This is a genomic window from Agrobacterium sp. 16-2014-1-2a (assembly GCF_053522705.1).
Window position 1 is genome coordinate 1 of sequence record NZ_JBNWBX010000010.1, and the last position, 25,663, is coordinate 25,663.

The window sequence follows — 25,663 nt, forward strand, 5'->3', positions numbered from 1 at the left end:
GAACCCCATCGAGCGCGTCTCGCGCGACGCTCCGGACTTCCGCATCACCGCCGGCAACGGCGTCGAGGTCGGCGCGGGTTGGAACAAGGTCTCCAACGATGGCGAGCCCTTCATCTCCGTCAAGCTCGACGACCCCAGCTTCAATGCCCCGATCACAGCAGCCCTTTGGCCGGGCGAGAAGGAAGGCGAATACGCCCTCATCTGGAACCGCCCGAAGCGGGAGGCCTGATCACCGCAACGAGCTCCGCCGAAAGGCGGGGCTCTTTTCGTGTCGCGAGGGAGAGCCGGGCGCAGGCATCGAGCCTGCTTCCGGCTTTTCCGGTGCCATACGAGGAGTTGTGGGCTGCTCAGTTCGTCCAAGGGTGCCATGGCGAAACGAAGGCGTCCAGCACGAGCGGCGCCTCCAATTTGCTCCTTCCGCCTATGGCGGCTCCCGCAAATCGGTTCCTCCCCTCGCCGCCTCCGGCGGTCGCGTCCCGCGATGCTGGACCCCTCCGCTCCGCCATGACGCGCGGCGTCGTCTTTCACAAACGTCAAGGAGACGACGATGACGATTTCTCTCGAAATTCAGCGCGAAGAGCTTCGGGCCGAATTCAGGAATGCCTGCGATCCGGCCGAGCGCCGCCGGATTGCGGCGGAGCTGGAGATGGTACAGGCGGAGCTTGCAACGATCGAGGCCGAACAGGACGGACGCATCAGCGCGGAGCCTCCTTTCTAGGAGGCTTCCATCATGCTGCCGTTTCCGGCGGCGTGGTCGCTTCAGCCGTTCAGTGCGTCCTTGACCGCTTTGCCGGGCGTAAAGGTCAGCTTCTTCGATGCCGCGATCTTGATCGTAGCACCCGTCGCCGGATTGCGTCCCTCGCGCTCCGGAGTGTCCTTCAGCTTGAACTTTCCAAATGATGGGATCGACGTTTCTGCGCCAGCAAGCGCCGCGTCGGTGATCTGCTTGAAGACGCTCTCGACGATCGTCTTGGCCTGCGCCTTGGTCAGGCTCTGTTCGGCTGCGATCTTGTCGGCGATTTCGTTGGTCGTGGTCATATTGGACATTCCTCATGTTGTTTCGGTCCCTCAGCTTTGGCAATGAAGATGTGGCGAAGAAAGGGGCAGAAAGGCAGGAATCCCCGGAAGGAGCGCGTAAGCCACAGGAAATGCAGCAATGCGGTCGATTGAAACCGGCTATTCGGTGTTGCCCGCGTCCCGATAGCCACGTCGTCTCTTCGTTCGTTCGAGACAGGAGAGTGCTGTGTTCGCATCATCCGGATGATCGAAGGTCTGCATCATCGTCTGGCCGCCCGATCCGATCCGGCCCCAGTTGCGGATGACCGAAGCCCCGCCGAACAGTGTCGGCTGGATCGCCAGAATGTAGAAGCGTCGCATGTTCTGCGCCGTCTCGATGCGGTGAAGATGAACCGGGCATGTCTCCTTGTCTTCCATGCCCTCATTGTCGCTATCTCGGCAAGCAGCGTCCAACGAGTTATCTGAATCGATCCGGTGTCACCGATTCATCGCCGTGATGATTTCAGACAGGGAACTGGGCGAGGCGGCTTCAACGCATGGCTCTATGCGCAAGCGCACCGAACCCGCAAGCGGTTTCGGCCATCCGGTTGCGATCCTCTCGCGGCCGGTTCTACCGGCAGACGGACGCGCCCTGCAGGCGCGGGTCTCTCTTCTCTCTGACTTTGTATTTTGCACCCGCCACTCCGGCGTCAAGGACGTCGTAGCACCTCCAATTTGCAGCCGCCGTCCGCGACGGCTCTTGCAAATCGGCTCCTCCACTCGCCGCCTCCGGCGGTCGCAATGCGATCCCTGACCCCTCGCGTCTACGGCGCAGCCTCCTTGCGTCAGAAAGACGAAAGGAGATTGTCATGACAGAGCAGAAAATCAAATACATCGATGGTGGCAGCCCGGAATACTGGCGTCAGCGGGAAGAGGGTTTTCGGTTGATTCGAGAAGCCGAGCGTGCACATGACCGCGTCACGCGCGCGCCAATGTACATCTCAGGCGCCTATGACGATGACGGCGACGTCATCCCTGTCGAAAACCTCGGTCCATGGGATGCGATGGACGCGGCGATCAGTGCTATCGAGGCGAACGAAACGGCCGTCGATATTCTGGTTGCCCAGCGACGAACCGAGATTGGCGACTGGCGCATCGACACGGTGATCCGTGAACTCAACGTTAGCCCCGATTAATGTCGAGGACGAAAGGTGGTGGTGCCACCTTTCGTCCGTATCCCTGTCTGCGAGCCTCGTCAGCCGGATCGACCGGCCGGCATGGCTAACGAAAGGGGGGCTGCGCCGCCCCTCTCGCCGCTCACCCCATGAGGGAAGGGCAAGCCCCTCCCTCAAACACCCTCCCATGGGGAAAGGGGACGGTTCCCTCCACCCTTTCCCCAAACCCCTATCCCTCTCCCGGGTGCGGCCTGCGGCCGGCTTAAAGCTCCGGGAGATCGGCGTCGCTCATTGGTGATTTTATGCACCGGTGATAGCCTCTCCCCCTGAATTCAGCAGCTTGTCGCAGTGTGCCGGATACAGGTCCCGTACGGCATCCGGGGACGCGCTTTCGGACGTCATGCGATGGACGGCTTCGCATCGCTGGCAGCGGCCCCCTCCTTCTCTTCCTCCCGCTTTCGTTTTCCGGTTGTGGACCGAATCCGGTTCAGCACCGGTGGCAGAAACGGAACATCTTCCCAGGCGACATCGCCTTCGAAGAGCATCTCTCTGTTTCTGTTGCGCCAGGCCACCTCTTCTCTCGTCACAAATGGCGGCGCGATCTCCGTGAACGCCGCCAGTGGCCCAAGCACCAGAGCGCAGAAAAGGCCAACCGTCTTCACGATCGTATCGCCGATCGCTGGCAGAATGGCCATGCTGACGATCGCCCCGGCGCCGAGAAACGGAATGGCGATGATGAACGCCACCCAGGTCATCAACGGCCCCATCAACGAGTACCAGTCTTTTCTCCAATGCATCATGCGCGCTTCCTTTCGTTCTGTCAGGGTGTGGAAGGTTCCGGCCCCTTGGCCGGCGCATCGCCTTGATGGAACCTGTTCTTGCCGACGATCCTCGTCATCTCGTCGCGGCGGAACCAGATGGCGCGGCCGCATCTGAGCGGCGCGTTGCCAGCCGTGAACACGATCTGCTCGTCGGTCCGCATGCGCATCACCTCATGCGGCAGGATCAGCCGCCGGTTCGAAAGCTGCTTCGACCGCGAGCGCGACGATCCCTTCATTCCGGTCGACCGGTTCGTCTGGTCGACCTCGATCGTCGTGTCGCCGCATCGCTTCGAGATGTAGTCGGCCGTGTCGGGATCGTTGATCGCCGCGAACGAGATCCATGACGCCGACTCGAACCATTTGCTCGTGGCGTCCCGACCGCCATAGGCCTCGCGCATCTGCCCGAGGCTCTGGAAGATCAGCGTCAGCGTGATGCCGTATTTGCGACCGGCATCGCGCGCTGTCTCGAGGATGCGCAGATAGCCGAGACGGGCCACCTCGTCGAGCAGGAACAGCGTCCTGCCCTCGACCTCGCCGTTGCGATTATAGATCGCGTTCAGGAACGCGCCGATCACGACGCGGGCAAGGCCCGGATGTGCCTCCAGCACTTTCAGGTCGAGTGCGATGAAGATGTCCGTCTCGCCCTTGGCGAGATCGTCCGTCGAGAAGCTGTCGCCGGACACCAGGGCGGCATAGTTCGGATAGGAGAGCCAGTGCGTTTCCTTGACGGCGTTGGCATAGACGCCGGAGAACGTCTCCGGCGTCATGTTGACGAACACCGCGACGTTCTCCCGGACGAATTCGGATTCGGACTGCTCGTAAATCCGCGTCAGCCGCTCGCGCAGTTTCGGTTCAGGCTCCGAGAGATTGGCGCGCACCCGGCGCAGCGTCTGGTCCTGTTCGTCCGTATGCCCTGACAGGCACACGTCTGCGATCAACGCGGTCAACAGCTGCATGGCGGAAGCCCGGAAGAAGTCGTCGCGGGCGGACGCAGTCCGCGCGTTGTCGGTCATGATCCAGGTCGCGACCGACACGATATCCTCCTCCTTCGTTCCGCCAAACCGCCCGATCCAGTCGAGCGCGTTGAAGCCGATGGCGGGCGTGGCGGGATCGAGCACGATCACTTTTCGGCCGGCCTTGCGCCGGTGTTCCGAGACCATCGGCGCCACCTCGCTCGACGGGTCCAGAACCACAAGCCCGCCACCCCATTTGAGCGCCGTCGGGATCGTCAACGATGTCGTCTTGAAACCGCCGGAGCCGGCAAAGACGATGCCGTGCGACGAGCCGAACGAGCCGTCGAAGCAGAGCAGCGGGGACTTGCCGCCCGCGCCCCATGTCTCGCGCTGATCGGCGCGGAACGACATGCCCGCCACACTGTCGCGATCGACGCGATAGCGTTCTCCGATGACGATGCCGCCCGCATCGGGAAACAGTCTTCCCGCTTCGACCACGCCCATCCAGTCCGCCTCGCCATGCACGGCCCGCTTGCCGCGGACACGGCGCGGCGCCGGACTGGCAAATGCAGCCTTGCCCTTGATGACGACGCGAAGTGCGAAGACGCCGGCGAGGAATGGGCCGGCCGCACCGAGCGCTGTCGCCGGGTCCGTGTAGGCGAGGACGGACTGGTCCGTGGGGACGCTTCCGGCGATGCCGGAAAGACGAGCCGCCTCGCGGATCATCGCGATGATAATCGCCGCGACGTTTCCGCTGACGACGCTCCATCCAGCCGTCTTTATGTTGGCGGCACCGTTGGCCGCGAACAGGAACATCGTACCTATCGCAGCCGCTGCGATGTAGGGCAGGGCGATGCCGAACCGCCCGAGCATCAGCTTCGCCTGCGCCGTCCTTCCGAACGCCGCCAGCCAGTGCTCGATCCCCGGCATCAGGATCACCGCGGCGATCATCGTCGTGGCGGGGACGACGGCGAGGAGAATTCTATTCGCCGTCACGACCAAAGGCCTCCGCCCCTATCGTGGTGAGGCGCGATCGCTCGGCATCGTCGCCCTTGATGCGGCGACCTGCATCGATCAGCATGCCGAGCAGCAGTGCCCGTTTCTCGTAGCGCAGCCCGGCCTTGACGATCAGGCCACCCAGCTCGATCTTCTCGCGGGTGTCCTTCTTTCGGGCGTCGGTCGATGAGGTCCGGTGCATCCGCTCAAGCCTCGCCACGGCTGCCCGCATCCGAGCCAGATGCGAGCGTCGCGCCCGGCTCGCCGGCGGTCCGGCCGTCATCGGCATTTTTCCTTCCGGATGTCCCTGCCTTACCTCCGCGAAAGCGCCCGGCGATGTCCTCGAACGCTGCCTGGAGTTCGGCCTCCTCGATCTCGATCTCGCCAAGACCGGCCTTCAGCGCGACGCGGCCGATGCGCTCGGCCTCCCGCGTCTCCGCCTGTCTGAGCTGGTCCTGAAGGCGGGCGATTTCTTCACGTATCTTCGATGACGGTTTCTTCATTCCGGTCGGATCTCCCTGGAAGTCTCGCGGTGATGTTCTCGCCGCCAGACTTCCTCAAAAGCACGTCCGAAGGAACGTGCAGATTTGCACGTCGGCAAAGCCGACACTTTGGAAGATGATCCCGCCGTTCCGAAGGAGCGGATCCAAGGGCGCAATTATACGTCGCTGGCGCGACGCGTTGCTCAATGACCCTGGCGGGGCCGCTATTCGCGACGAGCAGCTTGTTTCGACCGATTGACCGGGAGTATTCGCCGCCGTGGCCATCGCCCACTTCTCAGCCAGCATCGTCAGCCGCGGCGACGGCCGCAGCGCGGTGCTGTCGGCGGCCTACCGGCACTGTGCGAAGATGCACTACGAGCGTGAGGCGCGCACCATCGACTACACCCGCAAGGTTGGGCTCCTTCACGAAGAGTTCCTTTTGCCGGACCATGCGCCGAAATGGGTCCGGATGCTGATCGCCGACCGCTCTGTCGCCGGCGCTTCGGAGGCCTTCTGGAACAGGGTCGAGGCTTTCGAGAAGCGGATCGACGCCCAGCTCGCCAAGGACCTGACGGTGGCGCTGCCGCTGGAGCTCACAGCCGAGCAGAATATCGCGCTCGTCCGTGACTTCGTGGAAAAGCACATTCTCTCCAGAGGGATGGTTGCCGACTGGGTTTATCACGACAATCCCGGCAATCCGCACATCCACCTGATGACGACACTGCGGCCGCTGACCGAATACGGTTTTGGCGCGAAGAAGGTCGCGGTGATCGGCGAGGAGGGCGAACCTCTGCGGACGAAAGCCGGGAAGATCGTCTATGAGCTATGGGCCGGCGGAACGGACGACTTCAACGCGTTTCGCGACGCCTGGTTCGAACGGATGAACCATCACCTGGCGCTCAACGGCATCAATTTGCGCGTCGACGGGCGATCCTACGAGAAGCAGGGTATCGATCTGGTGCCGACCATTCATCTCGGCGTCGGCGCCAAGGCGATCGAGCGTAAGGCCGAAGGGGAGGGACGCAAAGCCGAGCTCGAACGCCTTGAGCTCAACGAGGAGCGGCGCGAGGAAAATGCCCGCCGCATCCGGGAGAATCCCGAACTCGTGCTGGATCTCATCACCCGCGAGAAGAGCGTCTTCGACGAGCGCGATGTCGCCAAAATCCTGCATCGCTATATCGACGATGCGGGCCTGTTCCGCAACATGATGGCGCGCATCATGCAGAGTGGGCAAGTGCTGCGGCTGGAGCGCGAGCGGATCTCGTTGGCAACCGGCAAGCGCGAGCCGTCGAAGTTCACGACGCACGAGCTGATCCGCCTCGAAGCGACGATGGCCCGGAGCGCGATGTGGCTTGACCGACGCTCCTCGCATGGTATCGGCAAGGCCGTTCTCGACGCGACCTTCGCGCGCCACGACCGGCTGTCGCAGGAACAGCGGACAGCGCTTGCGCATATCGCCGGCGCCAATCGCATAGCCGCCGTCGTTGGCCGTGCCGGAGCGGGCAAGACCACAATGATGAAAGCGGCCCGCGAGACATGGGAAGCCGCCGGATATCGCGTCGTGGGCGCAGCGCTTGCTGGCAAGGCGGCGGAGGGTCTGGAGAAAGAGGCCGGCATCATCGCGCGCACGCTGTCGTCGTGGGAACTACGCTGGCAGCAGGAGCGTGACCGCCTCGACGACAGGACCGTCATGGTGCTGGATGAGGCGGGCATGGTGTCGTCGCGGCAGATGGCGATGCTTGTCCAGGCAGCGACCGAGGCCGGGGCCAAGCTGGTGCTGGTCGGTGATCCCGATCAGCTCCAGCCGATCGAAGCGGGCGCCGCATTCCGCGCGATCACCGACCGCATCGGCTATGCCGAACTTGGCACGATCTATCGTCAGCGCGAGGCGTGGATGCGTCGCGCCTCGGTCGATCTTGCCCACCGTCAAGTCGGGTCGGCGCTCGCAGCCTATGACCGCGCGAACCTGATCCATTCGCACTGGTCGAAGGACGAGGCCATAGCCTCGCTGATCGAAGACTGGAACCGCGACTACGATCCGGCGAGGTCTTCTCTCATTCTCGCCCATCGACGACTCGACGTGCGCGCACTCAACGAACTCGCCCGCGAAAGGCTGGTCGGGCGCGGTCTCGTCGGCGAGGGCTTCGCCTTCCGGACAGAAGAGGGCGAGCGTCGCTTCGACGCCGGCGACCGGATCGTCTTCCTGAAGAACGAGGGATCGCTCGGCGTCAAGAACGGCATGCTGGCGAAGGTGGTCGAAGCCGCACCCGGCAGGTTTGTCGCCGAGATTGGCGAAGGGGAGGATCGCCGCCAGGTGACGGTCGATCAGCATCTCTACGCCAATGTCGATCATGGCTATGCGACCACCATCCACAAATCGCAGGGCGCGACGGTCGACGTCGTCAGGGTGCTCGCCTCCGGCACGATGGACCGCCATCTGACCTATGTCGCGCTCACCCGTCATCGTGATGCAGCCCGGCTCTATGTCGGCATGAACGAGTTCACCAACCGCGGCGGCGTTCTCGTCGATCACGGAGAGGCTCCCTACGAGAACAAGCCCGAGAACCACGACAGCTATTTCGTCACGCTCGAAACCGGCGAGGGGAAGCAGAACACCATCTGGGGCGTCGACCTGAAGCGCGCGATGGCAGAGGCGGCGCCTCAGATCGGCGACCGCATCGGCCTCGACCACAAGGGTTCCGAAATGGTCCGTCTTCCCGACGGCAAGAAGGTCAAGCGCCATACCTGGAAGGTCGTCGACATCCGCGAGCTGGCGCTGTCGCGGATGACGGAACGCATGTCGCGCGACGCAGCGAAGGAAACGACGCTCGACTACGAGAACGCCAGCTTCTATCGCGCGGCACTCCGCTTCGCCGACACGCATGGCCTGCGCCTCATGAACGTCGCCCGGACCATGATGCGCGACCGGCTCGACTGGACGGTCCGGCAGAAACAGCGGCTTGCCCGTCTCGGAAGCCGGCTGCTCGCCATCGGCGGCAAGCTCGGTCTCGTTTCCAGCACTCAGCAGCAACAATCGCTTTCCAGCAACATGAAGGAGGTCAGGCCGATGGTTGCCGGCATCACCATTCATCCGAAATCCCTCGACCAGGCGGTCGAGGACAAGCTCGCCGCCGATCCCGGTCTGAAGAAGCAATGGGAGGAAGTCTCCTCCCGTTTTCATCTGATCTACGCCCAGCCCGAAGCCGCCTTCCGCGCGGTCGATGTCGACGCGGCGTTGAAGGATCCGGCGACTGCGAAATCCACGCTCGCGAAGATCGCGAACGAGCCGGAGAGTTTTGGAGCGCTCAAAGGCAAGACCGGCCTGTTCGCCAGCCGCGTGGAGAAGGAGGACCGCGATATTGCACACGTCAATGCGCCGGCGCTTTCGCGTGACCTCGAACGTTATCTTCAGATGCGAACGAACGCCATGCAGCGCCTTGAAACGGAGGAGAGGGCAATCCGGCATCGCGTCTCGATCGACATTCCGGCACTGTCGCCGTCCGCCCGCACGGTGCTCGAACGGGTGCGCGATGCGATCGACCGCAACGACCTTCCCGCAGCACTCGGATATGCGGTCAGCGACAAGGAGGCCAAGCTCGAAATCGACGGATTCAACAAGGCTGTATCGGAACGCTTCGGTGAACGCAGCCTGCTGCCGAACGCCGCGCGCGAACCGTCCGGGCGGCTGTTCGAGCAGCTCGCCAAGGGGCTCCAGCCCCAAGAGAAGGAGCACCTGGCCGAGGCATGGCCGGTGATGCGCACCGCCCAGCAACTCGCTGCCCACGAGCGCACCGCCGCGACCTTGAGGCAGGTCGAGGACCTGCGGCTATCGCAGCGCCAGACACCGGTGATCAAGCAATGACGCCGCGCCGGGCGATCATCCTGATCCGTGCCTCTGTGACCGTCATTCTCTGCGAATCGGTCGTCGCCGCGGTCGGCGGCTATCGCCTGAACCTAACACCAAGCGAGCCGCTCGGGCTCTGGCGCATCGAGGCATTGAACCGCTCCCCTGAGGTCGGGGATCTGGTGTTCATCTGCCCGCCGTCGAACGCGCCGTTCATCGAGGCGCTAGAGCGCGGATATCTCCACCGCGGGCTTTGCAGGGGCGGTTTTGCGCCGCTGATCAAGACCATTGTCGCTCTTCCCGGCGACCGGGTCGAGATCGCCGGCGAGGTCATCATCGACGGCCGCCCGGTACCCGCATCCGCTGTGCGGGCGACGGATGGTGCCGGCAGGGCGATCCATCCCTATCCCGGCGGCGTCGTGCCACCCGGCCATCTCTTTCTTCACTCATCCTTTGCGAGCTCCTATGATTCACGATATTTTGGGCCGATCCCGGCATCCGGCCTTCTCGGTCAGGCGCGGCCGGTGTTCACGTTTGACCCGTGACCGCTGGCGTGTGGCGCTCCTGATCCTGCTTTCGATCGCCGTCGGAGCGGTCGGCTGGAGCGGCGAGGCCCTCCTTCTTCCGACAGCCATGCTCTTTCCGTTGCTATGGGCGCAATCTCCATCACGACTGGTTGCGGGCGCGGTGTCTGCCGGGTACTTCCTCACCGCCTCGCGCGGCCTGCCGCAGGGTGTGGCGAACTTCTACGCCGCCGATTTCTGGCCCGGCCTCCTGCTATGGCTGGCGGCCTCGGCCGGCTTTGTCGCCGTGCATGCGGCGTTCTGGCCCGCGCGCTTGCAAAAGAGGCTCCCGGGAAGGGGCGCTCTGGGTTGGGGAAAGCCGGTGCGCTACCTTGCGGCCGCGGTGCTGATGGGGCTGCCGCCCTTCGGCATCACCGGGTGGGCGCATCCACTGACCGCAGCGGGCATTCTGTTTCCCGGCTTTGGATGGTGGGGGCTGGGTGCGACCACAGCCGGCCTCGCGATGATGACATCGCGATACTGGCCGGCTGCTGCCATTGCCCTGGGAGGCTTCTGGTTCTGGTCCGCCGCTACGTGGACGCAACCTGTCCTACCGGATGGATGGAAAGGCGTCGACCTCGAACAGGGTCAAACGCTTGGACGTGATGGTTCGCTTGACCATCACCGTGACCTGATCGCAACGGTGCGCGCGGCGGCAGGAGCGGAAACCCGTGTCATCGTTCTTCCCGAAAGCGCCCTCGGCTTATGGACCCCGACTGTCGCACGGCTTTGGCAGGCGGGCTTGCGAGGGGCGGACGTCACCGTGATCGCCGGCGCGGCCGTCATCGATCCGGGCGGCTACGACAACGTCATGGTGACGGTCTCGGAGGGTGAAGCACGGATCCTCTATCGCGAGCGCATGCCGATCCCGGTATCGATGTGGCAGCCATGGTTGCAATGGACCGGGCAGGGCGGTGGCGCTCAAGCGCATTTCTTCGCCAACCCGGCCGTGGATCTCGCTGGCACGAGGATCGCGCCGCTGATCTGCTACGAGCAGCTCATCGTCTGGCCCATACTGCACTCGATGCTGTTTTCCCCCGCCGCCATCGTCGCCACGGGCAACGGATGGTGGACCGAGGGAACGTCGATCGTCGCCATCCAACAAGCAGGCGTGATCGCCTGGGCGAAACTCTTCGGGCGACCCGTCGTCACGGCTTTCAACACATAAGGAGACTTTCGCGATGGTCGATTCCGCCCTCATCAAGGAATGCAGCGATCCCGGCCTGAAGCCCGCGATCGTCGAAGAGTTCATCGAACGGGCAGGGGCGCCGGACCCGCTCGCGGTCACTGTCCGCTCCGGCAACCGCATCGTTCTGGTGCCGAAGCCGACAACGCCGGACGAAGCGCTCGCATTGATACGCCAGAACCTCGGCCGCAATATCGTTCGCGTCGGCTTGACGCAGTATCCCGCCGGCCTCGGTATCGTCGAGGCGGGCCAGTTGAAGCCGGACCTGATCGAGCCTTGCGAAAACATCAAGATGGGCACGGCCCTGTTCGCCAAAGTCTATCGTATCGTCACCAAATGGTACGGTAACCCTCCCGAAAGCGAGGTCCTTCCGCAGGTTTTTGAAGACGCGATCATCGCATGGCAAACGGGGTATTTCGAGGGGACAGCGGTGTTCCGGGCAGCCGATCCGGGCGACGTGAAGCTGCCAGAGCCGGATCCAGGGGTGGAAGCGGAAACGTCCGAAGCCGGTAGTGACAAGATGAAGGGCGGCAACGTCGATACTGCACTCGAGGCGGAACCAGCTGACCCGAACAAGGCCGGTATTCGGATCGACCTTTCCGGCATCGGCGCGCGCGGGAAGTGAGGAACAGGTTCCTCGCGTCTGCGTGGATGAACGCGGGCCAGGAGGGAAAAATCGCTCGGTCCGTGGGCCAAGCGAATCGCACTTAATGAGACCATGGCGGAAAACAACTAAGTGTCGTCACGCTTCAACAATGCATTCTATCCCTGGTCGCAAGTCGCGTTGATTTCTTCTTCGAAAGCATAGGCCTTGAGGTATTTTGTGCCTTGCATCGAGATGGGCATGTGAAGATTTGCACCGTCGTTCTGTCGATCGGCGCTGGCATCTCTTTGGAATGGCTCTTATAAGGGGCATGACGCAGTACGCGCTGTGTTGCGGCTTAGAATCCGCAGATGAACGGTTGGCGCTGACCGAAACGGTGCCAGGAACCCTCTGACCTTGTGGCCGGGGGCCTGTGACTCATGTCCAGGCGCCTCGGTGCTAAAGGTCTCAGGGCCGATTCATCTCGGATTCTAACCCCCGGCTAGGGTTCAAAGGGTTCAACGTCGGCGGGGGCGCACCGCAGACAAAACCAGGGTTAGGTCAGGAATGGAATCGGAAGATGCAACATTGACGAAAAAAGTTGAGCTCCGGCCACTGGTCGGCTTAACTCGTGGACTACACCCGGCTGACCTCGAGAAACTGACCATAGACGCAATCCGTGCACATCGGCGACTTGTCGAAAAGGCCGACGAACTTTTCCAGGCCCTGCCGGAAAGCTATAAGTCGGGAAAGGAAGTCGGAGGCCCACAGCATCTGTGTTACATCGAGGCCAGTATCGAGATGCACGCGCAGATGAGCGCTGTCAGCACGCTAATCAGCATTCTTGGCTATATCCCGAACGCCTCCGTGAACTGAACCGGCTTCCGTTTGTCTCATGGCGAATTTTTATAGCGGGCTATGATGTCATATCGGTCCTGAACTATTGCGGCAGCTCAGACCCGCTATCTTCATCGGAGGCAAGGCGGCGTGACACGAGCTCCTCCGTTCGGTCTCTTTGATACCGACCGCGGTGGAACCCTACGCAGCGAAGACCTGGGCAGCGCGGCTCGACGGTTTGGCGACTGGCGCGACGGATGGCCGATGAACCTGGCCAGCAAACGCTTGCGTTCGGCCGGTGTCATCGAACCTGAAATGCTCCAGCAGCTCGAATAGCGCGGCGGCCTCGCGAGCAAGGCTGTGGCTGGCCGCCGTCTGCTCCTCGACCATCGCGGCGTTTTGTTGCGTTCCCTGATCGACGCTGTTCACGGCCTTGTTGATCTCACCGAGAGCGTTCGACTGCTCGCGTGCCGCTTCGACAATCGCGACGACATTCGTGTTGATGTCGTGGACCTGGGTCGCGATTTCCTGCAGCGCGGAACCGGCTTTCGTGACAAGCGATACCCCGCTCTGGACCTGGCTACCCGACGCGGTGATCAGCGTCTTGATTTCCTTGGCGGCCTTGGCCGATCGCTGCGCGAGCTCGCGGACTTCCTGCGCGACGACCGCGAATCCCTTGCCCGCTTCGCCGGCACGGGCCGCTTCGACACCGGCATTCAGCGCCAGGAGGTTGGTCTGGAACGCGATCTCATCGATGACACCGATGATGTTGGAGATCTCGCGAGAGGACGTTTCGATCTGATCCATGGCGCCGATCGCGTCGCGCACCACCTGCCCGGAATGCTCTGCATGTTCGCGGGTGCGTGCAACGAGTTGGCCAGCCTCCTCCGCCCGACGACTGGAATCCTTGACCGTTGTGGTGATTTCCTCGAGCGCAGCGGCGGTCTCCTCGACCGAGGCGGCTTGTTGCTCGGTGCGTTTTGCCAGCTCGTCGGCGGCGGTCCGAATCTCGCTGGATCCCGCGGAGATCGCCCTGGCGTTGTCGGCGACAGTCGCCATCGCGCGCTTCAGCTTGTCGGAGGCGGCGTTGAAATCGGTGCGCAAACGTTCGAGCGAGGGGATGAACGGTTTTTCGATTTGCTGCGCCAGGTCACCGTCCGCCAGACTGTTCAGGCAGCCCGCGAGCTGTTCGACGTTTTCGACCCGGGCCGTCACGTCGGTCGCGAATTTCACGACTTTGAAGACTCTGCCGTTCATATCGAAAATCGGATTGTATGAGGCCTGGATAAAGACCTTGCGACCACCCTTGCCGAGCCGCATGAACTCGTCCGCCATCAAATCCCCGCCTGCAAGCATCTTCCAGAAATTCCGATAGTCGGGCGACGCGGTATAGGATGGTTCGCAGAACATCGAATGGTGTTTGCCCTGGATCTCGCTCAGAGAATATCCGAGGGCGGACAGGAAATTCTCGTTGGCGGTCAGGACGTCGCCGGTCGGCGTGAACTCGATAATCGCCTGCGCCCGCGACAAAGCCTCGATCTTGCCGGCATCTTCTGCAACTTTCAGCTTCTGGGCGGTGATGTCGGTGGCGATCTTGACAACCTTGACCGGCTTGCCACGGCGCATGACAGGGTTATAGGACGCCTCGATCCAGACTTCCTTGCCGCCCTTGCCGATGCGCTTATATTGCTGCTGGTCGAAGTTGCCGGCGGCGAGTTTCGCCCAGAACGCCTTATAGTCTGCCGATTTCACAAATGCCGGTTCAACGAACATGCTGTGATGTTTGCCGATAATTTCTGATAGCTCATAGCCAAGCGCCCGGCAGAAATTGTCGTTGGCAGTGAGTATCCTGCCGGACAGATCGAATTCGATCATGGCCTGAGACTTAGAGAGGGCAGCAAGTACCGCGCATGCATTGGCACCACGATTGAGAATATTCACTAGGCGACCTCCCAAGGATACTTACCGGACCGAAGGTCGCGGCAGAGCGCGAATAGTTGCATACGATGTTTAATCTTCATTTAAACATGGAACTGGCATCCATCAATTATGCCCGCTTAAAGCGCTCGAAGAGAAGGAGGAGATTGTATCAACAATCATGTGCCGCTCGATAAGGGCTTCCATGTTGCGATTGAGCAAAGACAGCAGCAGGTCTTTTGTGACGGCCCGGGTCTCGCTTTTTCGAGATAGAGCGGACGCCACGTGAGGTCGAGATCCTGGCTTAGGTCTTCGTGCAACTTGACTATCTCCTGCCGGGCCGCTTCCAGGCTATCGAAAAACTGAACGGTGGTGTGCCCGTGCAGCCAGTGCGCCTGGTCATCGGCAGTCGCCTGAGAATAGGTGTAGAACGTATAGGAAGTTACTGACATCATTCCTCTCCCCTGGTTTGTCTGTCACGTTTTCAGATCAGCTTTCTTCTGATTGCGAGGGCGGTGAGATGGGCCTTACTGCGAACGTCGAAGCGCTTCATGGCCTCGCGGAGCTTGACACGGACGCTGTTGTACTTGACGCCCTCCACGTCTGCGACTTCCTCCATCGTCATGCCGACGGCGATCCATCTGAGATAGGTCGCCTCTTTCGGATCGAGCCAGGCGGCATCTTCCACTGTCGGAGTGGTCTGAAGGAAAGAGATGCGGGCGTGGAGCTGCCCGACGGCGCCCGCGGCTGCGACCGCGTCGATCTCACGGTCGAGGTCGATCGCCGGCCTTTCCGACGCCAGCGTGAACATCGACATCGATCCGTTGGCGGTCTTGATCGGAATGGTGATGCCGGAGCGGATGCCGAAATCGGCCGCATGCGCGTAGAAGGCACGCTCTTCCTTCGATAGCCGCGATCGTTCCTGTTCGCCGGACCAGGCAAAGACGTGCTTCCTGGATTTCGCGCGCTTGACGACCGGATCGAGCTTGTCGAAGTTGTTCTCGAAGTAAGCCGATCGCCAGTCACGATGATAATTGGTGACCGCGATGGTGTGTTTGTGCTGGATATGGAGATAGGCATAGCCGGTGAAGCCGAAATGTTCGGCAAGGTCGGCAAGGCCATCCTTCAGGATGCACTCGTCGCCCTGAATTGCGGCAAGATCGGTCAACTTGTCCAGCCAGTGCTGCATTCCATACCCCCATATGCTGGTGTGCGATGCCTACTCTAACGTTTGCTCCCAGCAGCCGACCGCCGGGCTGAATCTGCTTTCATCCTCTTTTACCCAGACAACTCAGGCTGAGCCGAAGCATTTTTCCACGAGGCATACATGCTCCAACGCTTCACGAATATCCGTACTATCCCCCTGTACATGCTATCGAGCCGGGGAAGCGGCACTTGCGTGCAGTTCACTCGACGATCTGCATCTCGCTCTGACCAGATGCGGCAATGCTCGCCTTGCGGTCGGCAAATGAGATCTTCAATTCAGCAAAAGCATCGCCGTGTTGCCATGAAAGCACCAACGCTCCGGCATCAGCAATGGTGGCCTTGAGCGCTCCACCGAAGGCGGGATGGGTGTTCCTGAAACGGATCAGATTTGAAAGGCGATGGAAGAGCGGCGTCTCAAGGGCCGTACCGATTTCGTCGTTGCCGTAATAGTGCCGGTTAATGTCACGCCCCACGCCCGTTTTGGCGAGCAGGTCCATATCGTTTACACCGCCCAATAAACCGACATAATAGACTTGCGGAATTCCTGGAGCAAAAAACTGAATTGCCCGAGCGATGAGATAATCATTATCGTTGCGACCAAGCGCGTCATAGTAGGTGCAGTTTACCTGATAAAGGTCCAGATTCGATGCAGCGGCCCCCGTCGCCTGGCGGCTCTGGCCATCCGATCGCCTATGGATCTCTTCCACAAGATTGTCGATCGCCTGGGGTTCGAGGAGGCCCGCCCGGCCGTCGCTATGGGCACCGACATCTATAACGCCGATCCCGTCATGGGTGTCGAGAACGGTGATCGCGTTACGGGGGCTTATTGCCAGCCACTTTGCCAGCGGCGTGGCGTCTCCCGTAAACAATGCATGCAAGATGAGCGGTGGTAGTGCGAAATCATAGACCCGGTCGACCTTCTTCGCGATCTCGATTTGGTCACGATGATAACTATGAATCTCAACCAGAACCTCCATGCCGCGGTTGCGGGCCTTTCCAGCCACTTCTTCGAGGAATGCGTAGGTATCGTCGATCATGAAGCAACTGCTGCCCGCTTTCTTGATCGCGTATCCCGCGGCGTCGAGGCGGATCGCCGTCACATTCGCCTCCGAAAAGCGATCGAGGATCGTTTCGAGATAGGTTGTGCCTTTGGCGCTGTGGACATCGATGTCGATCTGCTCCGGTGTGAAGGTTGTCCAGAGCATCCGCTGAGTACCATCAGCCAGGGTCACCTTCGAAAACGGTAAACCGGGGCGCGGTCGATAGATCCTCAGAAGGTCTTCTTCGGTGGCGCCATCGGGAAATACCTTATCGAACGTCATGAACATGTCGGCAAATTCGGACGCCGAACCCTTGGCAATGAAGTCCGTGAATGCGCCGGATTGCGATGAGACATGGTTGACGATAAGATCGGCCATGATTTCCACGGATCCCGACAAAGCCCGCACATCCTCCCAGTCGCCGAGGCGCGGATCGACGATCGTGTGATCTGTTGGATCGAATCCGGCATCAGCGCCATCGATCGGATTGAAGAAAGGCAAGACATGGACGCCGCCGAACAGGCCAGCGAACTTGCCATCGACCAGTTCCTTCAATTGCCTGAAACCACCTCTGGTCAGGCGGTCAACATAGGTGATAAACTGCACTTTGTTTTGCATTTCAATTTCCAGTATGTGTCGTCTTACGAGGACGAGTTGATTTTCTTTCACTCAGTCTGCAGAGCCGCCCGCGATGAGACGGCTCTCGCCCAGTAATCCTTGCTCGTCCATGATCGGGTGAGCAACCGAGACGATATGCGCGTTGATCCGCTTGAGATCACGCAAGATGTCGAGGTGAAGCGAGCTGGTTTGAAGGCTGTCGGTGCGCCCGTCGCGCAGACGTTCCAGGTGGCGCTCGGAAGACTGTTTTTCCATGTGCCGGACTTCGACTTTCCGCTCCATGAGCTGACGCGCGAGATTGATGTCCCGGGTGATAAGGATTGTTTGTGCGATCCGGAGATTATCGACGGTGAGCTGGAAGAGTTGTGTTAGTTCGGAGAAGCCGTCATCAGAGAATTTCAAACCGTGGGCGATCTTCTTCGTGACCTCGGGCAGCAGACCTTTCTCGACAATATCCCCGATATGTTCGAGGTTGATGGCGTAGTCGATGATGACGATCGAGCGGCGGCCTTCGTCTTCCGACAGTCCAGTACGGCCGAGTTTCGATAAGTAGACCTTGACCTCCTGCTGTAACCGGTCGACCTGGCGCTCAAGCTGCGCAATATCCTTCAATCTCGCGGCATTGTTCTGCTGGAACGCGTCCGACACTCTCAAGAGCATTCTTTCGATCAGGTCTCCAACGCCAAGCACTTCGCGTGCAGCACTCGTCAGTGCTACGACTGGTGTTGATAGCTCATCCGGATCGAGGAATTTCGGTGTGTTGTCAGCCTGTTCGGACGCGGGGATGAGGACCCCCATCCACCGTGCAAGAAGGCGGGAAAACGGCATGGCCAGGAGAGCCAGGCCGATATTTAACGCGAGATGCGCGTCCACGGGAAGTTTGGACGCTGGGACCGGCAACATCGAAAGCCAGCTGGCCAAAATATCGGCCACTGGCAGGATCAGCAGGCAGCCGATTGCCCGGACAATCAGATTGCCTAGTGTGACCCGCCTGGCCGCCGCCGATGCTGATAACGACGCGATCACCGGAGGTATTGCGCCACCGAAATTGGCTCCAAGAACCAGCGCTACGACAAGCCCGCCAGAGAGGATTCCGGTGGAGGTCAACGACAAAATCAGAACGACCGCAGCCAAGCTTGAAGATGAAGCGAATGCGATGGCCGCGGAAAAGATCATCGCGACCGGCCAGGCGTTTTCAAGCAGGCCGATAAACGCTGCGAGCGCCGGCGAATGGCGAAGCGGCTCGGTCGCGTTGCTGAGTAGGTGTAGTGACAGCAGCATCAGCGCGATACCGAGCAACGCTGTTCCGGCGCCCTGCCTGGAGGTCGAACCGCCTCGATAGAGAATGATGCCGATGAAGAGTAGGGCAGGGGACACCCATTCGATGCCCGTTGCGACGATCCAGGCGGTGACCGCCGTTCCGACATTGGCGCCGAGGAGGACGACCTGCGCCATGCGAGGCTTGATAAGCTCTCGTTCCACAAACGAGGAGACCATCAGCGCCGTCGCTGTAGAACTCTGAAGCGCGACTGTGGCGACGAACCCTGATAGAAACGACCGGGCGCTGCTTTTCGTGCCGGAGGCGAGGCCCGTTCGCAATCTGGCCCCAAGCGCACGGGAGGCTCCGTCCTTCACCTGGGCCAGGCCGAACAGCAGCAACGCGACGGCGCCGCAGAGATTTATGAGAACGATTATCGATTCCAAGTCGCGCCTCTCGCTAATTCTGTTGGAAGTAAGCCTTGATCAGCGAAGCGGCTGCTCGCAACAGAGATCGGCCAGACGGGTGCCGTCTTGATTTGTCTCGAGAGGGAAGCGGTTCTCGTCGCAGACCTTGTCCAGCTTGCGGTTGATGAGGGTGCCGGTGGGCGAGCAGGGAGGAGAGCTGCCCACCGGCATCTTGCCCGCGCCGTATCGCAGGCAAGATGAATTCCAACTGGTTTCGTATTGTTGTCGTGCGGAGTAGCGCTGATCCGCGCCGGTTTTGTTGACGGCAGTTCGACATCGAATGAGTCATCACTCCTCCTAGAAGCTTACGATCTTGGTGCGGTGCGAAAGTGAGCGATTTCGATCACACTAACAAAGGCTTCCGCTTAGCTACCCGAAGCTTCTTGATCCCCAACAATGCGTAATCACTTGTAATGTATCGTTGCGATGCAACAAAACTGTCACCAAACTTTCATTTGACGAAGAACGATTACGCTCATAGTGTGAGCGATATAGACCATTTCTTGTTGGAAGGGAAGCGTTGGTGTTCAACTCGACTCAGGACCGCCAGGCGAAAATCGTTGAGCTTTTGCGCGATGAGCAGTTTTTGGCTATCGGCAGATTGACGGAGCACTTCCAGATTTCGGTGGCCACTGCGAGGCGCGACTTGAGCGAACTCCACGAGGCCGGACTCTTGCGTCGAACTCACGGCGGTGCGGTCAGCGTCACGCAGGTTACACAGGACAAGCCGAACGCTGCCCGCGCCGTCTGGAATCGGGCGGAGAAGGCGGCCATAGCCGGAGTCGTTGCCGGTATGATCGTCGAGGGTGACACGGTTCTTCTGGACGCCGGTACAACTGCGCTGGAAGTTGCCAAGAAGCTCGCTGACCGCAGAAACCTCACCTTCATCTCGAATGGTCTCGACATTGTCGAGGAATTGACGAGAGGGGAGGGCAAAAGCATCTATTCGGTCGGGGGCGAGTATACCGAAACGAACCGCTCCTTCCGCGGCCCTTTGGCGGAGCAGTTTATCCGCCAATTCAATGTCGACAAACTCATTCTCAACGCGGCGTCGATCGATGTTGATCGCGGATTGATCTGTACGTCGTCGCCCGTGAACGCGAGTGTCGCTCGCGCCATGATCGAAGTTTCGAGCCGCGTGATCGTCGTCGCGGATCATTCGAAATTCACAAAATCGAGCCTCTCGGTGACGGCCAGGATCGAGGATGTCGGCGTGATCGTCACCGACTCTGGAACCCGAACCATCATTGAGACAATACCGGAAAAGCTGCGGAAGAAGTTCGTTGTTGCGAACTAGGTTCGACGGCCGCGGGCGAATTAAACCCTCATTCAACAGAGCTGGGAGGAAAACCACATGCTTAAGACCAATCGCAGGAATTTTATGATGGGCACCGCGGCGATAGCGGTCGCTTCAACTGCCGGTGCGAAGTTCACCTTCGCGCAAGAACGCCGGGCGCTTCGCCTGGGTGTGAACGGATTGCCGAACTCGCTGGAGCCGGTCAATGCAATCAGCAATGTCGGCCCGCGTATCGTCAACCAGATATTCGACACGCTGATAGCGCGCGATTTTTTCGCGAAGGGAGCTCCCGGCAATGCCATCGACCTCGTTCCGGCACTTGCCGAGAGCTGGGAGCGCATCGATGAGAAATCGGTTCGCTTCAAGCTGCGGCAGAAGGTCATGTTCCACGATGGTGTTGAACTGACCGCGGACGATGTCGCATACACCTTTTCTTCCGAACGCCTTTGGGGTCCCGAAGCGATCAAGAAAATCCCGCTTGGGAAATCCTATTCGCTCGATTTCGATGAGCCCGTGGTCGAGGACAAATACATAGTCACACTTCGCACAAAGACCCCGAGCTATCTCATCGAGACCTTCGTCGCATCCTGGATGAGCCGCATTGTTCCCAAAGAATACTACAAGAAACTGGGAGCAGTAGATTTCGGTAACAAGCCCGTTGGAACAGGCCCGTACAAGTTCGTGGACTTTGTTGCCGGTGACCGTGTGGTGCTGGAAGCCAACGACGCCTACTGGGGTCCAAAGCCGACTGCATCGAAGATCACCTACCAGATCGTCGCAGAGCCAGCCACACGCGTCGCGGGTCTGATCAGCGGTGAATACGATATCATCACTACCCTGACGCCGGACGACATTCAGCTGATAAATAGCTATCCGGACCTCGAAACGCGCGGGACGCTCATCGAAAACTTCCACATGTTCACCTTCAATATGAACCAAGAAGTTTTCAAGGATAAGAAGCTTCGGCGCGCTCTTGCTCTGGCTGTCAACCGGCCAATCATGGTTGAAGCGCTCTGGAAGAAACAAGCATCTATCCCGGCCGGCTTCAATTTCCCGAACTATGGGGAAACCTTCGATCCAAAGCGTAAGGCCATGGAATATAATGTCGAGGAGGCCAAGCGTCTCGTCAAGGAGAGCGGCTACGATGGAACGCCGATCACCTATCACACGATGGGCAACTATTATGCCAACGCCATGCCTGCGTTGATGATGATGATCGAAATGTGGAAGCAGATCGGTGTGAACGTGGTCATGAAAACCTACGCACCGGGTAGCTTCCCCCCGGACAACCAGACCTGGATCAGAAACTGGTCCAACGGCCAATGGATGACCGATGCCTACGCCACGATCGTCCCCGAATTCGGGCCGAATGGTCAGGTTCAAAAGCGTTGGGGTTGGAAGGCGCCGGCCGAGTTCAACGAATTATGTCAGAAGGTCACGGTTCTGCCGAATGGCAAGGAGCGCTTCGACGCCTACAATCGCATGCGGGATATTTTCGAAGAGGAGGCGCCAGCCGTCATTCTCTATCAGCCGTATGACGTTTATGCCGCGCGCAAGGATGTCCACTGGAAGCCCGTGAGCTTCGAGATGATGGAATTCCGCAACAATCTCAGCTTCGGCTGAACTCGTTAATCGAGAAGGCGGCGCGCGCGAGGTGTGCGCGTCGCCCTGGAGGAGCCTAAGTTGTCAAATCTACTAACAGTTCGCGACCTGGTCGTTCAGGTGCCGGCGCGCGATATCACAATCATCAACGGTGTCAGTTTTTCACTGGATGCAGGGCAGACGCTTGGACTCGTCGGGGAGTCGGGCTGCGGAAAGAGCATGACATGTTACGCAATAGCCAAGGCATTGCCGCGAGGGATTTCGCAGACGGGCGGAACTATTGAGCTGAACAGTGGACCAAAGGCTGATGGCAAGCCGGCTATTGCCATGATCTATCAGGACCCGACCAGCAGCCTCAATCCGGTTCATTCGATCGGTTATTATCTCGAGAGCAGCCTTTATCGCCATCAGGGTCTGGAGGGCAACGATGCACGGCTCGAGGCCATGCGTCTTCTCGAACGTGTCGGTATCGACCGCGCCAAAAGTCGGCTGCGATCCTATCCTCATGAGTTCTCGGGCGGTATGAACCAGCGCGTCATGATTGCCCACGCGCTCGCTGCGAAGCCCAAGCTGATGATCGCCGACGAGCCCACGACAGCGCTCGATGTCACGACGCAGGCGCAGATCCTTCATCTTCTGGAGGAACTCAGATCTGAAACAGGCATGGCGCTTTTGATCGTGTCGCACGATCTCGGCGTGATCGCCCGCCTCGCGGATCGTGCGGCGGTCATGTATTGCGGAAAGATCGTCGAAACGGCGCCGGTTGCGGAATTGTTGGAGCGTGCAGCGCATCCTTACGCTCGCGCCCTGATCGGCTGCATGCCAACGATCGATGCGGACGACCTGGAGCCGCCAGTACCAATCCCGGGTTCTGTTCCTCTTCTCGATAACCTGCCTGCCGGATGTTATTATCACCCACGCTGTCCCCGCGCGAGCGAACAATGTTCCGTGAGCTTTCCCGGGCCTGTCAACGTCGGCGCGTTCCATGACGCGGCGTGTTACCATCCGGTGAGCCCATGAGTGCGCCTCTTCTTCAGGCCCGCGGGGTCACCAAGGTCTTTCGCCTGAAATCCGGGCTTTTCGTAAAGCCATCGGTACATGTGGCGGTTAATTCAATTGATCTCGAACTTGCGCCGCGTGAGCGGGTAGGTGTGGTCGGTGAATCTGGGAGCGGGAAATCGACACTCGGTAGACTTCTGCTCGGCTTGACCTCCACCACCGAGGGAGAGGTCTTGTTCGAAGGACTCGCGCACACAGATCGTAGCGCGCGAGACTGGTCGACGTTCCGAAAGGAGACCTCCCTGGTCCAGCAAAACCCGCTGTCCGCCCTTAATCCACAAATGACGATCGGCGAGCAAATCGCTGAAGCCGTCTGGGTTCACCGGGTTGCCAACCGCGCGGGCGCGCGTGATCGGGCGGCAACCATGCTGGACCGGGTCGGCCTCTCGAGCGCGATGATGAACCGCTATCCACATCAGATGTCGGGAGGGCAGCGACAAAGAGTTGTTATTGCCCGAGCTTTGATCCTCGACCCCAAATTGGTCGTATTCGATGAGGCGGTATCTGCGCTCGACGTCTCTGTGCAAGCCCAGGTCGTTGCGTTGCTTCGGCAGCTCTGGCAGGAGCTTGATCTGGCGTATGTGTTCATCACCCACGACCTGCGCATCGTTCGCCATCTCGTTGATCGTATTGTCGTGATGTATCTTGGCCGCGTCGTCGAAACCGGCGATATCAAATCTGTGTATGCGTGGCCACGCCATCCCTATACCCGCGCATTGCTTGCCTCCGTCCCCACTATGGACCCGACGGTCCGCAATATTGAACCACCGATCAAGGGGGAACTCGACGCTGGCAAGGTAATGACTGGCTGTGCCTTCCGGTCACGCTGTCCTTTTGCAATCGAAAGATGTGCGAAAGAAACGCCGCTGCTTCGGCCTGCGGGCGGGCAACTGGCAGCGTGTCATAGAGCGGAAGAGTTTCCGAGATCTATAGTCGCGCAGACTGATCCGGCGCAGATGATGGAGGTGGCGCGATGATTAGTTTCATCCTTGCACGCCTCGTTCGAGCGATCATTGTCATGATGCTGACCGTGACGTTTGTCTTCATCATTCTCAGGTTGGGTGGAGATCCAGCTCGGGCCATGTTGGGCGAGAACGCGACGCCAGAGGCGCTGGCAGCATTCCGAACAGCATGGGGCCTGGACAGATCCATTCCTGAACAGTTCCTGATCTATCTCGCCAGCGCGCTCAGAGGCGACTTCGGGGTATCGGCAGCCGACGGTCGTGAGGTATTCACCGTCATCGCCGAACGTATACCCAAGACATTGACGCTGACGATTTCAGCGTTCGTGCTAAGCGTACTCGTCGGTATCCCCGCGGGAATCATTGCAGCAGTCCGCCGCGACAGTGCCGCCGACAAATCCGTCATGGCAGGCGCTGTTCTCGGCTATAGCGTACCAAATTTCTTGCTCGGACTGACGCTCATCTTCGTGTTTGCCGTCTGGTTTCGTGTGCTGCCGAGCTCGGGAAGTTCCACCTGGCAGCATGCGATCCTGCCCGTTGCGACATTCGGTCTTGTCAATGCGGCTGCGATTGCGCGCTTCGCACGTTCCGCGCTGATCGAAGTTCTGGAACAGCCCTATATCGCAGCGGCTCGCGCCGATGGTATTCCCAAGTGGGAAGTGGTTATCCGCCACGCGCTCCCGAACGCGGCGATCCCGATGGTGACCATGCTGGGTTTCGTTGCAGCTGGCTTGCTGGGGGGGTCGGCTATCGTAGAGACCGTATTCGCCTGGCCCGGGCTTGGTAGCGGTTTTGTTCGAGCAATCACGCTCAGCGATCTCAATGTCGTTCAGGCAATGATCCTTCTCTTCACGGCGTTCATGGTCACGATCAACTTGATCGTCGATGTTCTCTATGCGGTGCTGAACCCGAAAATCAGGCTTCAAAAAAATGGCTAATACGACACTCTCATTACCAAAGCGGCAATTCCTGAAATCTGCCCGCCGCATTCCGATCAGTATCTGGCTATGCCTGATCTGGATTGCGGTTGTCGTCTTCGTGGGCATCACGGCGCAATGGTTGGCACCGTTCGACTATCTGCAGCAGTCACCTCTGGCGCGATTTGCGCCGCCGGGTGCGCCGGGACATTTGCTGGGAACTGATTATCTCGGTCGTGACGTGCTCAGCAACATTCTGGTCGCTACCCAGACGTCTTTGATGATCGCTCTTGTCGGTTCTCTCATCTGCGCGTTCATCGGTACGACCCTCGGATTTCTTGCGGCACATTTCGGTGGCTGGGTCGACAATCTCATTATGGGCTTCGCAGACGCGAAGGCTTCCGTGCCCTTTATAATCTTCGCGCTTGGTGTCCTGGCGTTTCTCGGGTCAAGCCCGCTGATACTTCTTATGCTCGTTGGTGTCGCATCATTCGAGCGTTATGCGCGGCTGACGCGTGGCCTCGTCTTGAGTGCGAACCAGGAGGGATATGCGGAGGCGGCGCGCATCGTCGGCGTGCCATCGCTTCGGATCTATGTGCGCCACGTCCTTCCAAACATTGCTGGACCGCTCATCGTTCAAATCACCCTGAATTTCCCGGATATCATCCTGCTCGAAAGCGGATTGAGCTTCCTTGGGCTTGGGATCCAACCGCCGGAAACGAGCCTTGGGCTGATGGTCGCAGACGGCAGAAACTATATCGCGATTGCCTGGTGGCTCATCGCGTTGCCCGGCGTTGTTATTGTTCTCACCACCCTGTCCATCAGCCTGCTCGGCGACTACTTGCGCGATCGCTTCGACGCGCGCCTGCGATAAACGAAAGGAA

The 25,663-nt window shown here is 60.0% G+C and carries 26 protein-coding genes; 14 read left to right on the plus strand and 12 right to left on the minus strand.

Annotation, left to right across the window (positions count from 1 at the left end; genetic code table 11):
- Positions 1-229 (plus strand): DUF736 domain-containing protein (locus tag ACQZ45_RS22930; RefSeq protein ID WP_139104330.1); only part of this gene is annotated, 229 nt, incomplete at its 5' end.
- Positions 230-547: 318 nt separating this feature from the next.
- The gene (locus ACQZ45_RS22935; protein ID WP_162936979.1) at positions 548-718 is read left to right on the plus strand and encodes a hypothetical protein; all 171 of its coding nucleotides are present in this window, start codon (positions 548-550) and stop codon (positions 716-718) included.
- Between the two features lie 41 nt (positions 719-759).
- Here the strand turns inward: ACQZ45_RS22935 and ACQZ45_RS22940 are convergent, their stop codons facing one another.
- Both ACQZ45_RS22940 and ACQZ45_RS22945 read right to left on the minus strand, forming a co-directional pair.
- The gene (locus ACQZ45_RS22940; protein ID WP_010891541.1) at positions 760-1,038 is read right to left on the minus strand and encodes an HU family DNA-binding protein; all 279 of its coding nucleotides are present in this window, start codon (positions 1,036-1,038) and stop codon (positions 760-762) included.
- Positions 1,039-1,176: 138 nt separating this feature from the next.
- A complete protein-coding gene (locus ACQZ45_RS22945) occupies positions 1,177-1,434 on the minus strand; it encodes a WGR domain-containing protein (RefSeq protein WP_010974892.1) in 258 nt (85 codons plus the stop codon).
- A 431-nt stretch (positions 1,435-1,865) separates the two neighbouring features.
- Here ACQZ45_RS22945 and ACQZ45_RS22950 point away from each other — a divergent pair, with 431 nt between their 5' ends.
- Positions 1,866-2,192, plus strand: a complete 327-nt coding sequence (locus ACQZ45_RS22950; RefSeq protein ID WP_045025118.1) for a hypothetical protein — start codon at positions 1,866-1,868, stop codon at positions 2,190-2,192.
- A gap of 377 nt (positions 2,193-2,569) precedes the next feature.
- On the opposite strand, the gene ACQZ45_RS22955 is transcribed toward ACQZ45_RS22950, so the two are convergent.
- The 4 genes from ACQZ45_RS22955 to traC are packed head-to-tail and all read right to left on the minus strand — an operon-like array spanning position 2,570 to position 5,444.
- Positions 2,570-2,971 carry a hypothetical protein gene (locus ACQZ45_RS22955; RefSeq protein ID WP_045023315.1) on the minus strand — a complete coding sequence of 134 codons (402 nt, stop codon included), beginning with the start codon at positions 2,969-2,971 and terminating at the stop codon, positions 2,570-2,572.
- A gap of 20 nt (positions 2,972-2,991) precedes the next feature.
- Positions 2,992-4,941 (minus strand): Ti-type conjugative transfer system protein TraG, encoded by a 1,950-nt coding sequence (gene traG, locus ACQZ45_RS22960; protein WP_045231723.1) that lies wholly within the window; start codon positions 4,939-4,941, stop codon positions 2,992-2,994.
- Positions 4,928-5,143 (minus strand): type IV conjugative transfer system coupling protein TraD, encoded by a 216-nt coding sequence (gene traD / locus ACQZ45_RS22965; RefSeq protein WP_045231722.1) that lies wholly within the window; start codon positions 5,141-5,143, stop codon positions 4,928-4,930. The genes traG and traD overlap by 14 nt, the downstream gene beginning before the upstream one ends.
- Before the next feature lie 4 nt (positions 5,144-5,147).
- The gene (gene traC / locus ACQZ45_RS22970) at positions 5,148-5,444 is read right to left on the minus strand and encodes a conjugal transfer protein TraC (protein WP_045023309.1); all 297 of its coding nucleotides are present in this window, start codon (positions 5,442-5,444) and stop codon (positions 5,148-5,150) included.
- 256 nt (positions 5,445-5,700) lie between these two features.
- Here traC and traA point away from each other — a divergent pair, with 256 nt between their 5' ends.
- The 5 genes from traA (at position 5,701) to ACQZ45_RS22995 (ending at position 12,475) form a co-directional block, all read left to right on the plus strand.
- Positions 5,701-9,285, plus strand: coding sequence for a Ti-type conjugative transfer relaxase TraA (traA, locus tag ACQZ45_RS22975; protein WP_045231721.1), 3,585 nt, complete (start codon positions 5,701-5,703; stop codon positions 9,283-9,285).
- Entirely contained in the window at positions 9,282-9,812 is a 531-nt protein-coding gene (gene traF / locus ACQZ45_RS22980; RefSeq protein WP_045023305.1) for a conjugative transfer signal peptidase TraF, read from the plus strand. Before traA ends, traF begins: the two co-directional genes overlap by 4 nt.
- The gene (locus ACQZ45_RS22985) at positions 9,802-10,998 is read left to right on the plus strand and encodes a conjugal transfer protein TraB (protein WP_045231720.1); all 1,197 of its coding nucleotides are present in this window, start codon (positions 9,802-9,804) and stop codon (positions 10,996-10,998) included. The genes traF and ACQZ45_RS22985 overlap by 11 nt, the downstream gene beginning before the upstream one ends.
- A 13-nt stretch (positions 10,999-11,011) precedes the next feature.
- Positions 11,012-11,641, plus strand: a complete 630-nt coding sequence (locus ACQZ45_RS22990) for a TraH family protein (RefSeq protein WP_045023302.1) — start codon at positions 11,012-11,014, stop codon at positions 11,639-11,641.
- 525 nt (positions 11,642-12,166) lie between these two features.
- Positions 12,167-12,475: a transcriptional repressor TraM gene (locus tag ACQZ45_RS22995; RefSeq protein WP_010891530.1), complete on the plus strand. Its 309-nt coding sequence runs from the start codon at positions 12,167-12,169 to the stop codon at positions 12,473-12,475.
- Positions 12,476-12,637: 162 nt separating this feature from the next.
- Here ACQZ45_RS22995 and ACQZ45_RS23000 read toward each other — a convergent pair whose 3' ends face one another.
- From ACQZ45_RS23000 to ACQZ45_RS23025, 6 genes are all read right to left on the minus strand, one after another.
- The gene (locus tag ACQZ45_RS23000; RefSeq protein WP_045231719.1) at positions 12,638-14,377 is read right to left on the minus strand and encodes a methyl-accepting chemotaxis protein; all 1,740 of its coding nucleotides are present in this window, start codon (positions 14,375-14,377) and stop codon (positions 12,638-12,640) included.
- 155 nt (positions 14,378-14,532) lie between these two features.
- Positions 14,533-14,808: a hypothetical protein gene (locus tag ACQZ45_RS23005; protein ID WP_233278959.1), complete on the minus strand. Its 276-nt coding sequence runs from the start codon at positions 14,806-14,808 to the stop codon at positions 14,533-14,535.
- 29 nt (positions 14,809-14,837) lie between these two features.
- The gene (traR, locus tag ACQZ45_RS23010) at positions 14,838-15,542 is read right to left on the minus strand and encodes an autoinducer-binding transcriptional regulator TraR (RefSeq protein ID WP_045023300.1); all 705 of its coding nucleotides are present in this window, start codon (positions 15,540-15,542) and stop codon (positions 14,838-14,840) included.
- 217 nt (positions 15,543-15,759) lie between these two features.
- The gene (gene gtfA / locus ACQZ45_RS23015) at positions 15,760-17,268 is read right to left on the minus strand and encodes a sucrose phosphorylase (protein ID WP_236736194.1); all 1,509 of its coding nucleotides are present in this window, start codon (positions 17,266-17,268) and stop codon (positions 15,760-15,762) included.
- Positions 17,269-18,921, minus strand: a complete 1,653-nt coding sequence (locus ACQZ45_RS23020) for a Na/Pi cotransporter family protein (protein WP_045231718.1) — start codon at positions 18,919-18,921, stop codon at positions 17,269-17,271.
- A 39-nt stretch (positions 18,922-18,960) separates the two neighbouring features.
- A complete protein-coding gene (locus tag ACQZ45_RS23025) occupies positions 18,961-19,107 on the minus strand; it encodes a hypothetical protein (RefSeq protein ID WP_162936978.1) in 147 nt (48 codons plus the stop codon).
- Positions 19,108-19,462: 355 nt separating this feature from the next.
- On the opposite strand from ACQZ45_RS23025, the gene ACQZ45_RS23030 reads away from it, so the two are divergent.
- From ACQZ45_RS23030 to ACQZ45_RS23055, 6 genes are read left to right on the plus strand one after another with little or no spacing between them, the layout of a single operon-like run.
- On the plus strand, positions 19,463-20,239 hold the full coding sequence (locus tag ACQZ45_RS23030; RefSeq protein ID WP_010974787.1) for a DeoR/GlpR family DNA-binding transcription regulator: 777 nt from the start codon (positions 19,463-19,465) through the stop codon (positions 20,237-20,239).
- Positions 20,240-20,296: 57 nt separating this feature from the next.
- Positions 20,297-21,862 carry an ABC transporter substrate-binding protein gene (locus ACQZ45_RS23035; protein ID WP_045231717.1) on the plus strand — a complete coding sequence of 522 codons (1,566 nt, stop codon included), beginning with the start codon at positions 20,297-20,299 and terminating at the stop codon, positions 21,860-21,862.
- Between the two features lie 60 nt (positions 21,863-21,922).
- Positions 21,923-22,861: an ABC transporter ATP-binding protein gene (locus ACQZ45_RS23040; RefSeq protein ID WP_045023296.1), complete on the plus strand. Its 939-nt coding sequence runs from the start codon at positions 21,923-21,925 to the stop codon at positions 22,859-22,861.
- Positions 22,858-23,877, plus strand: coding sequence for an oligopeptide/dipeptide ABC transporter ATP-binding protein (locus tag ACQZ45_RS23045; protein ID WP_010974903.1), 1,020 nt, complete (start codon positions 22,858-22,860; stop codon positions 23,875-23,877). Before ACQZ45_RS23040 ends, ACQZ45_RS23045 begins: the two co-directional genes overlap by 4 nt.
- Positions 23,874-24,800 carry an ABC transporter permease gene (locus ACQZ45_RS23050; RefSeq protein ID WP_045231716.1) on the plus strand — a complete coding sequence of 309 codons (927 nt, stop codon included), beginning with the start codon at positions 23,874-23,876 and terminating at the stop codon, positions 24,798-24,800. The genes ACQZ45_RS23045 and ACQZ45_RS23050 overlap by 4 nt, the downstream gene beginning before the upstream one ends.
- The gene (locus ACQZ45_RS23055; RefSeq protein WP_010891520.1) at positions 24,793-25,653 is read left to right on the plus strand and encodes an ABC transporter permease; all 861 of its coding nucleotides are present in this window, start codon (positions 24,793-24,795) and stop codon (positions 25,651-25,653) included. Before ACQZ45_RS23050 ends, ACQZ45_RS23055 begins: the two co-directional genes overlap by 8 nt.
- Positions 25,654-25,663 lie beyond the last annotated feature (10 nt).

Excerpts from the sequence above, each read along its gene's own strand:
- ACQZ45_RS22935 (WP_162936979.1), top strand. The coding sequence starts at position 548 with ATGACGATTTCTCTCGAAATTCAGCGCGAAGAGCTTCGGGCCGAATTC.
- ACQZ45_RS22940 (WP_010891541.1), bottom strand. The coding sequence starts at position 1,038 with ATGACCACGACCAACGAAATCGCCGACAAGATCGCAGCCGAACAGAGC.
- ACQZ45_RS22945 (WP_010974892.1), bottom strand. The coding sequence starts at position 1,434 with ATGGAAGACAAGGAGACATGCCCGGTTCATCTTCACCGCATCGAGACG.
- ACQZ45_RS22950 (WP_045025118.1), top strand. The coding sequence starts at position 1,866 with ATGACAGAGCAGAAAATCAAATACATCGATGGTGGCAGCCCGGAATAC.
- ACQZ45_RS22955 (WP_045023315.1), bottom strand. The coding sequence starts at position 2,971 with ATGATGCATTGGAGAAAAGACTGGTACTCGTTGATGGGGCCGTTGATG.
- traD (WP_045231722.1), bottom strand. The coding sequence starts at position 5,143 with ATGCACCGGACCTCATCGACCGACGCCCGAAAGAAGGACACCCGCGAG.
- traC (WP_045023309.1), bottom strand. The coding sequence starts at position 5,444 with ATGAAGAAACCGTCATCGAAGATACGTGAAGAAATCGCCCGCCTTCAG.
- traF (WP_045023305.1), top strand. The coding sequence starts at position 9,282 with ATGACGCCGCGCCGGGCGATCATCCTGATCCGTGCCTCTGTGACCGTC.
- ACQZ45_RS22990 (WP_045023302.1), top strand. The coding sequence starts at position 11,012 with ATGGTCGATTCCGCCCTCATCAAGGAATGCAGCGATCCCGGCCTGAAG.
- ACQZ45_RS22995 (WP_010891530.1), top strand. The coding sequence starts at position 12,167 with ATGGAATCGGAAGATGCAACATTGACGAAAAAAGTTGAGCTCCGGCCA.
- ACQZ45_RS23005 (WP_233278959.1), bottom strand. The coding sequence starts at position 14,808 with ATGATGTCAGTAACTTCCTATACGTTCTACACCTATTCTCAGGCGACT.
- traR (WP_045023300.1), bottom strand. The coding sequence starts at position 15,542 with ATGCAGCACTGGCTGGACAAGTTGACCGATCTTGCCGCAATTCAGGGC.
- ACQZ45_RS23035 (WP_045231717.1), top strand. The coding sequence starts at position 20,297 with ATGCTTAAGACCAATCGCAGGAATTTTATGATGGGCACCGCGGCGATA.
- ACQZ45_RS23045 (WP_010974903.1), top strand. The coding sequence starts at position 22,858 with ATGAGTGCGCCTCTTCTTCAGGCCCGCGGGGTCACCAAGGTCTTTCGC.
- ACQZ45_RS23050 (WP_045231716.1), top strand. The coding sequence starts at position 23,874 with ATGATTAGTTTCATCCTTGCACGCCTCGTTCGAGCGATCATTGTCATG.
- ACQZ45_RS23055 (WP_010891520.1), top strand. The coding sequence starts at position 24,793 with ATGGCTAATACGACACTCTCATTACCAAAGCGGCAATTCCTGAAATCT.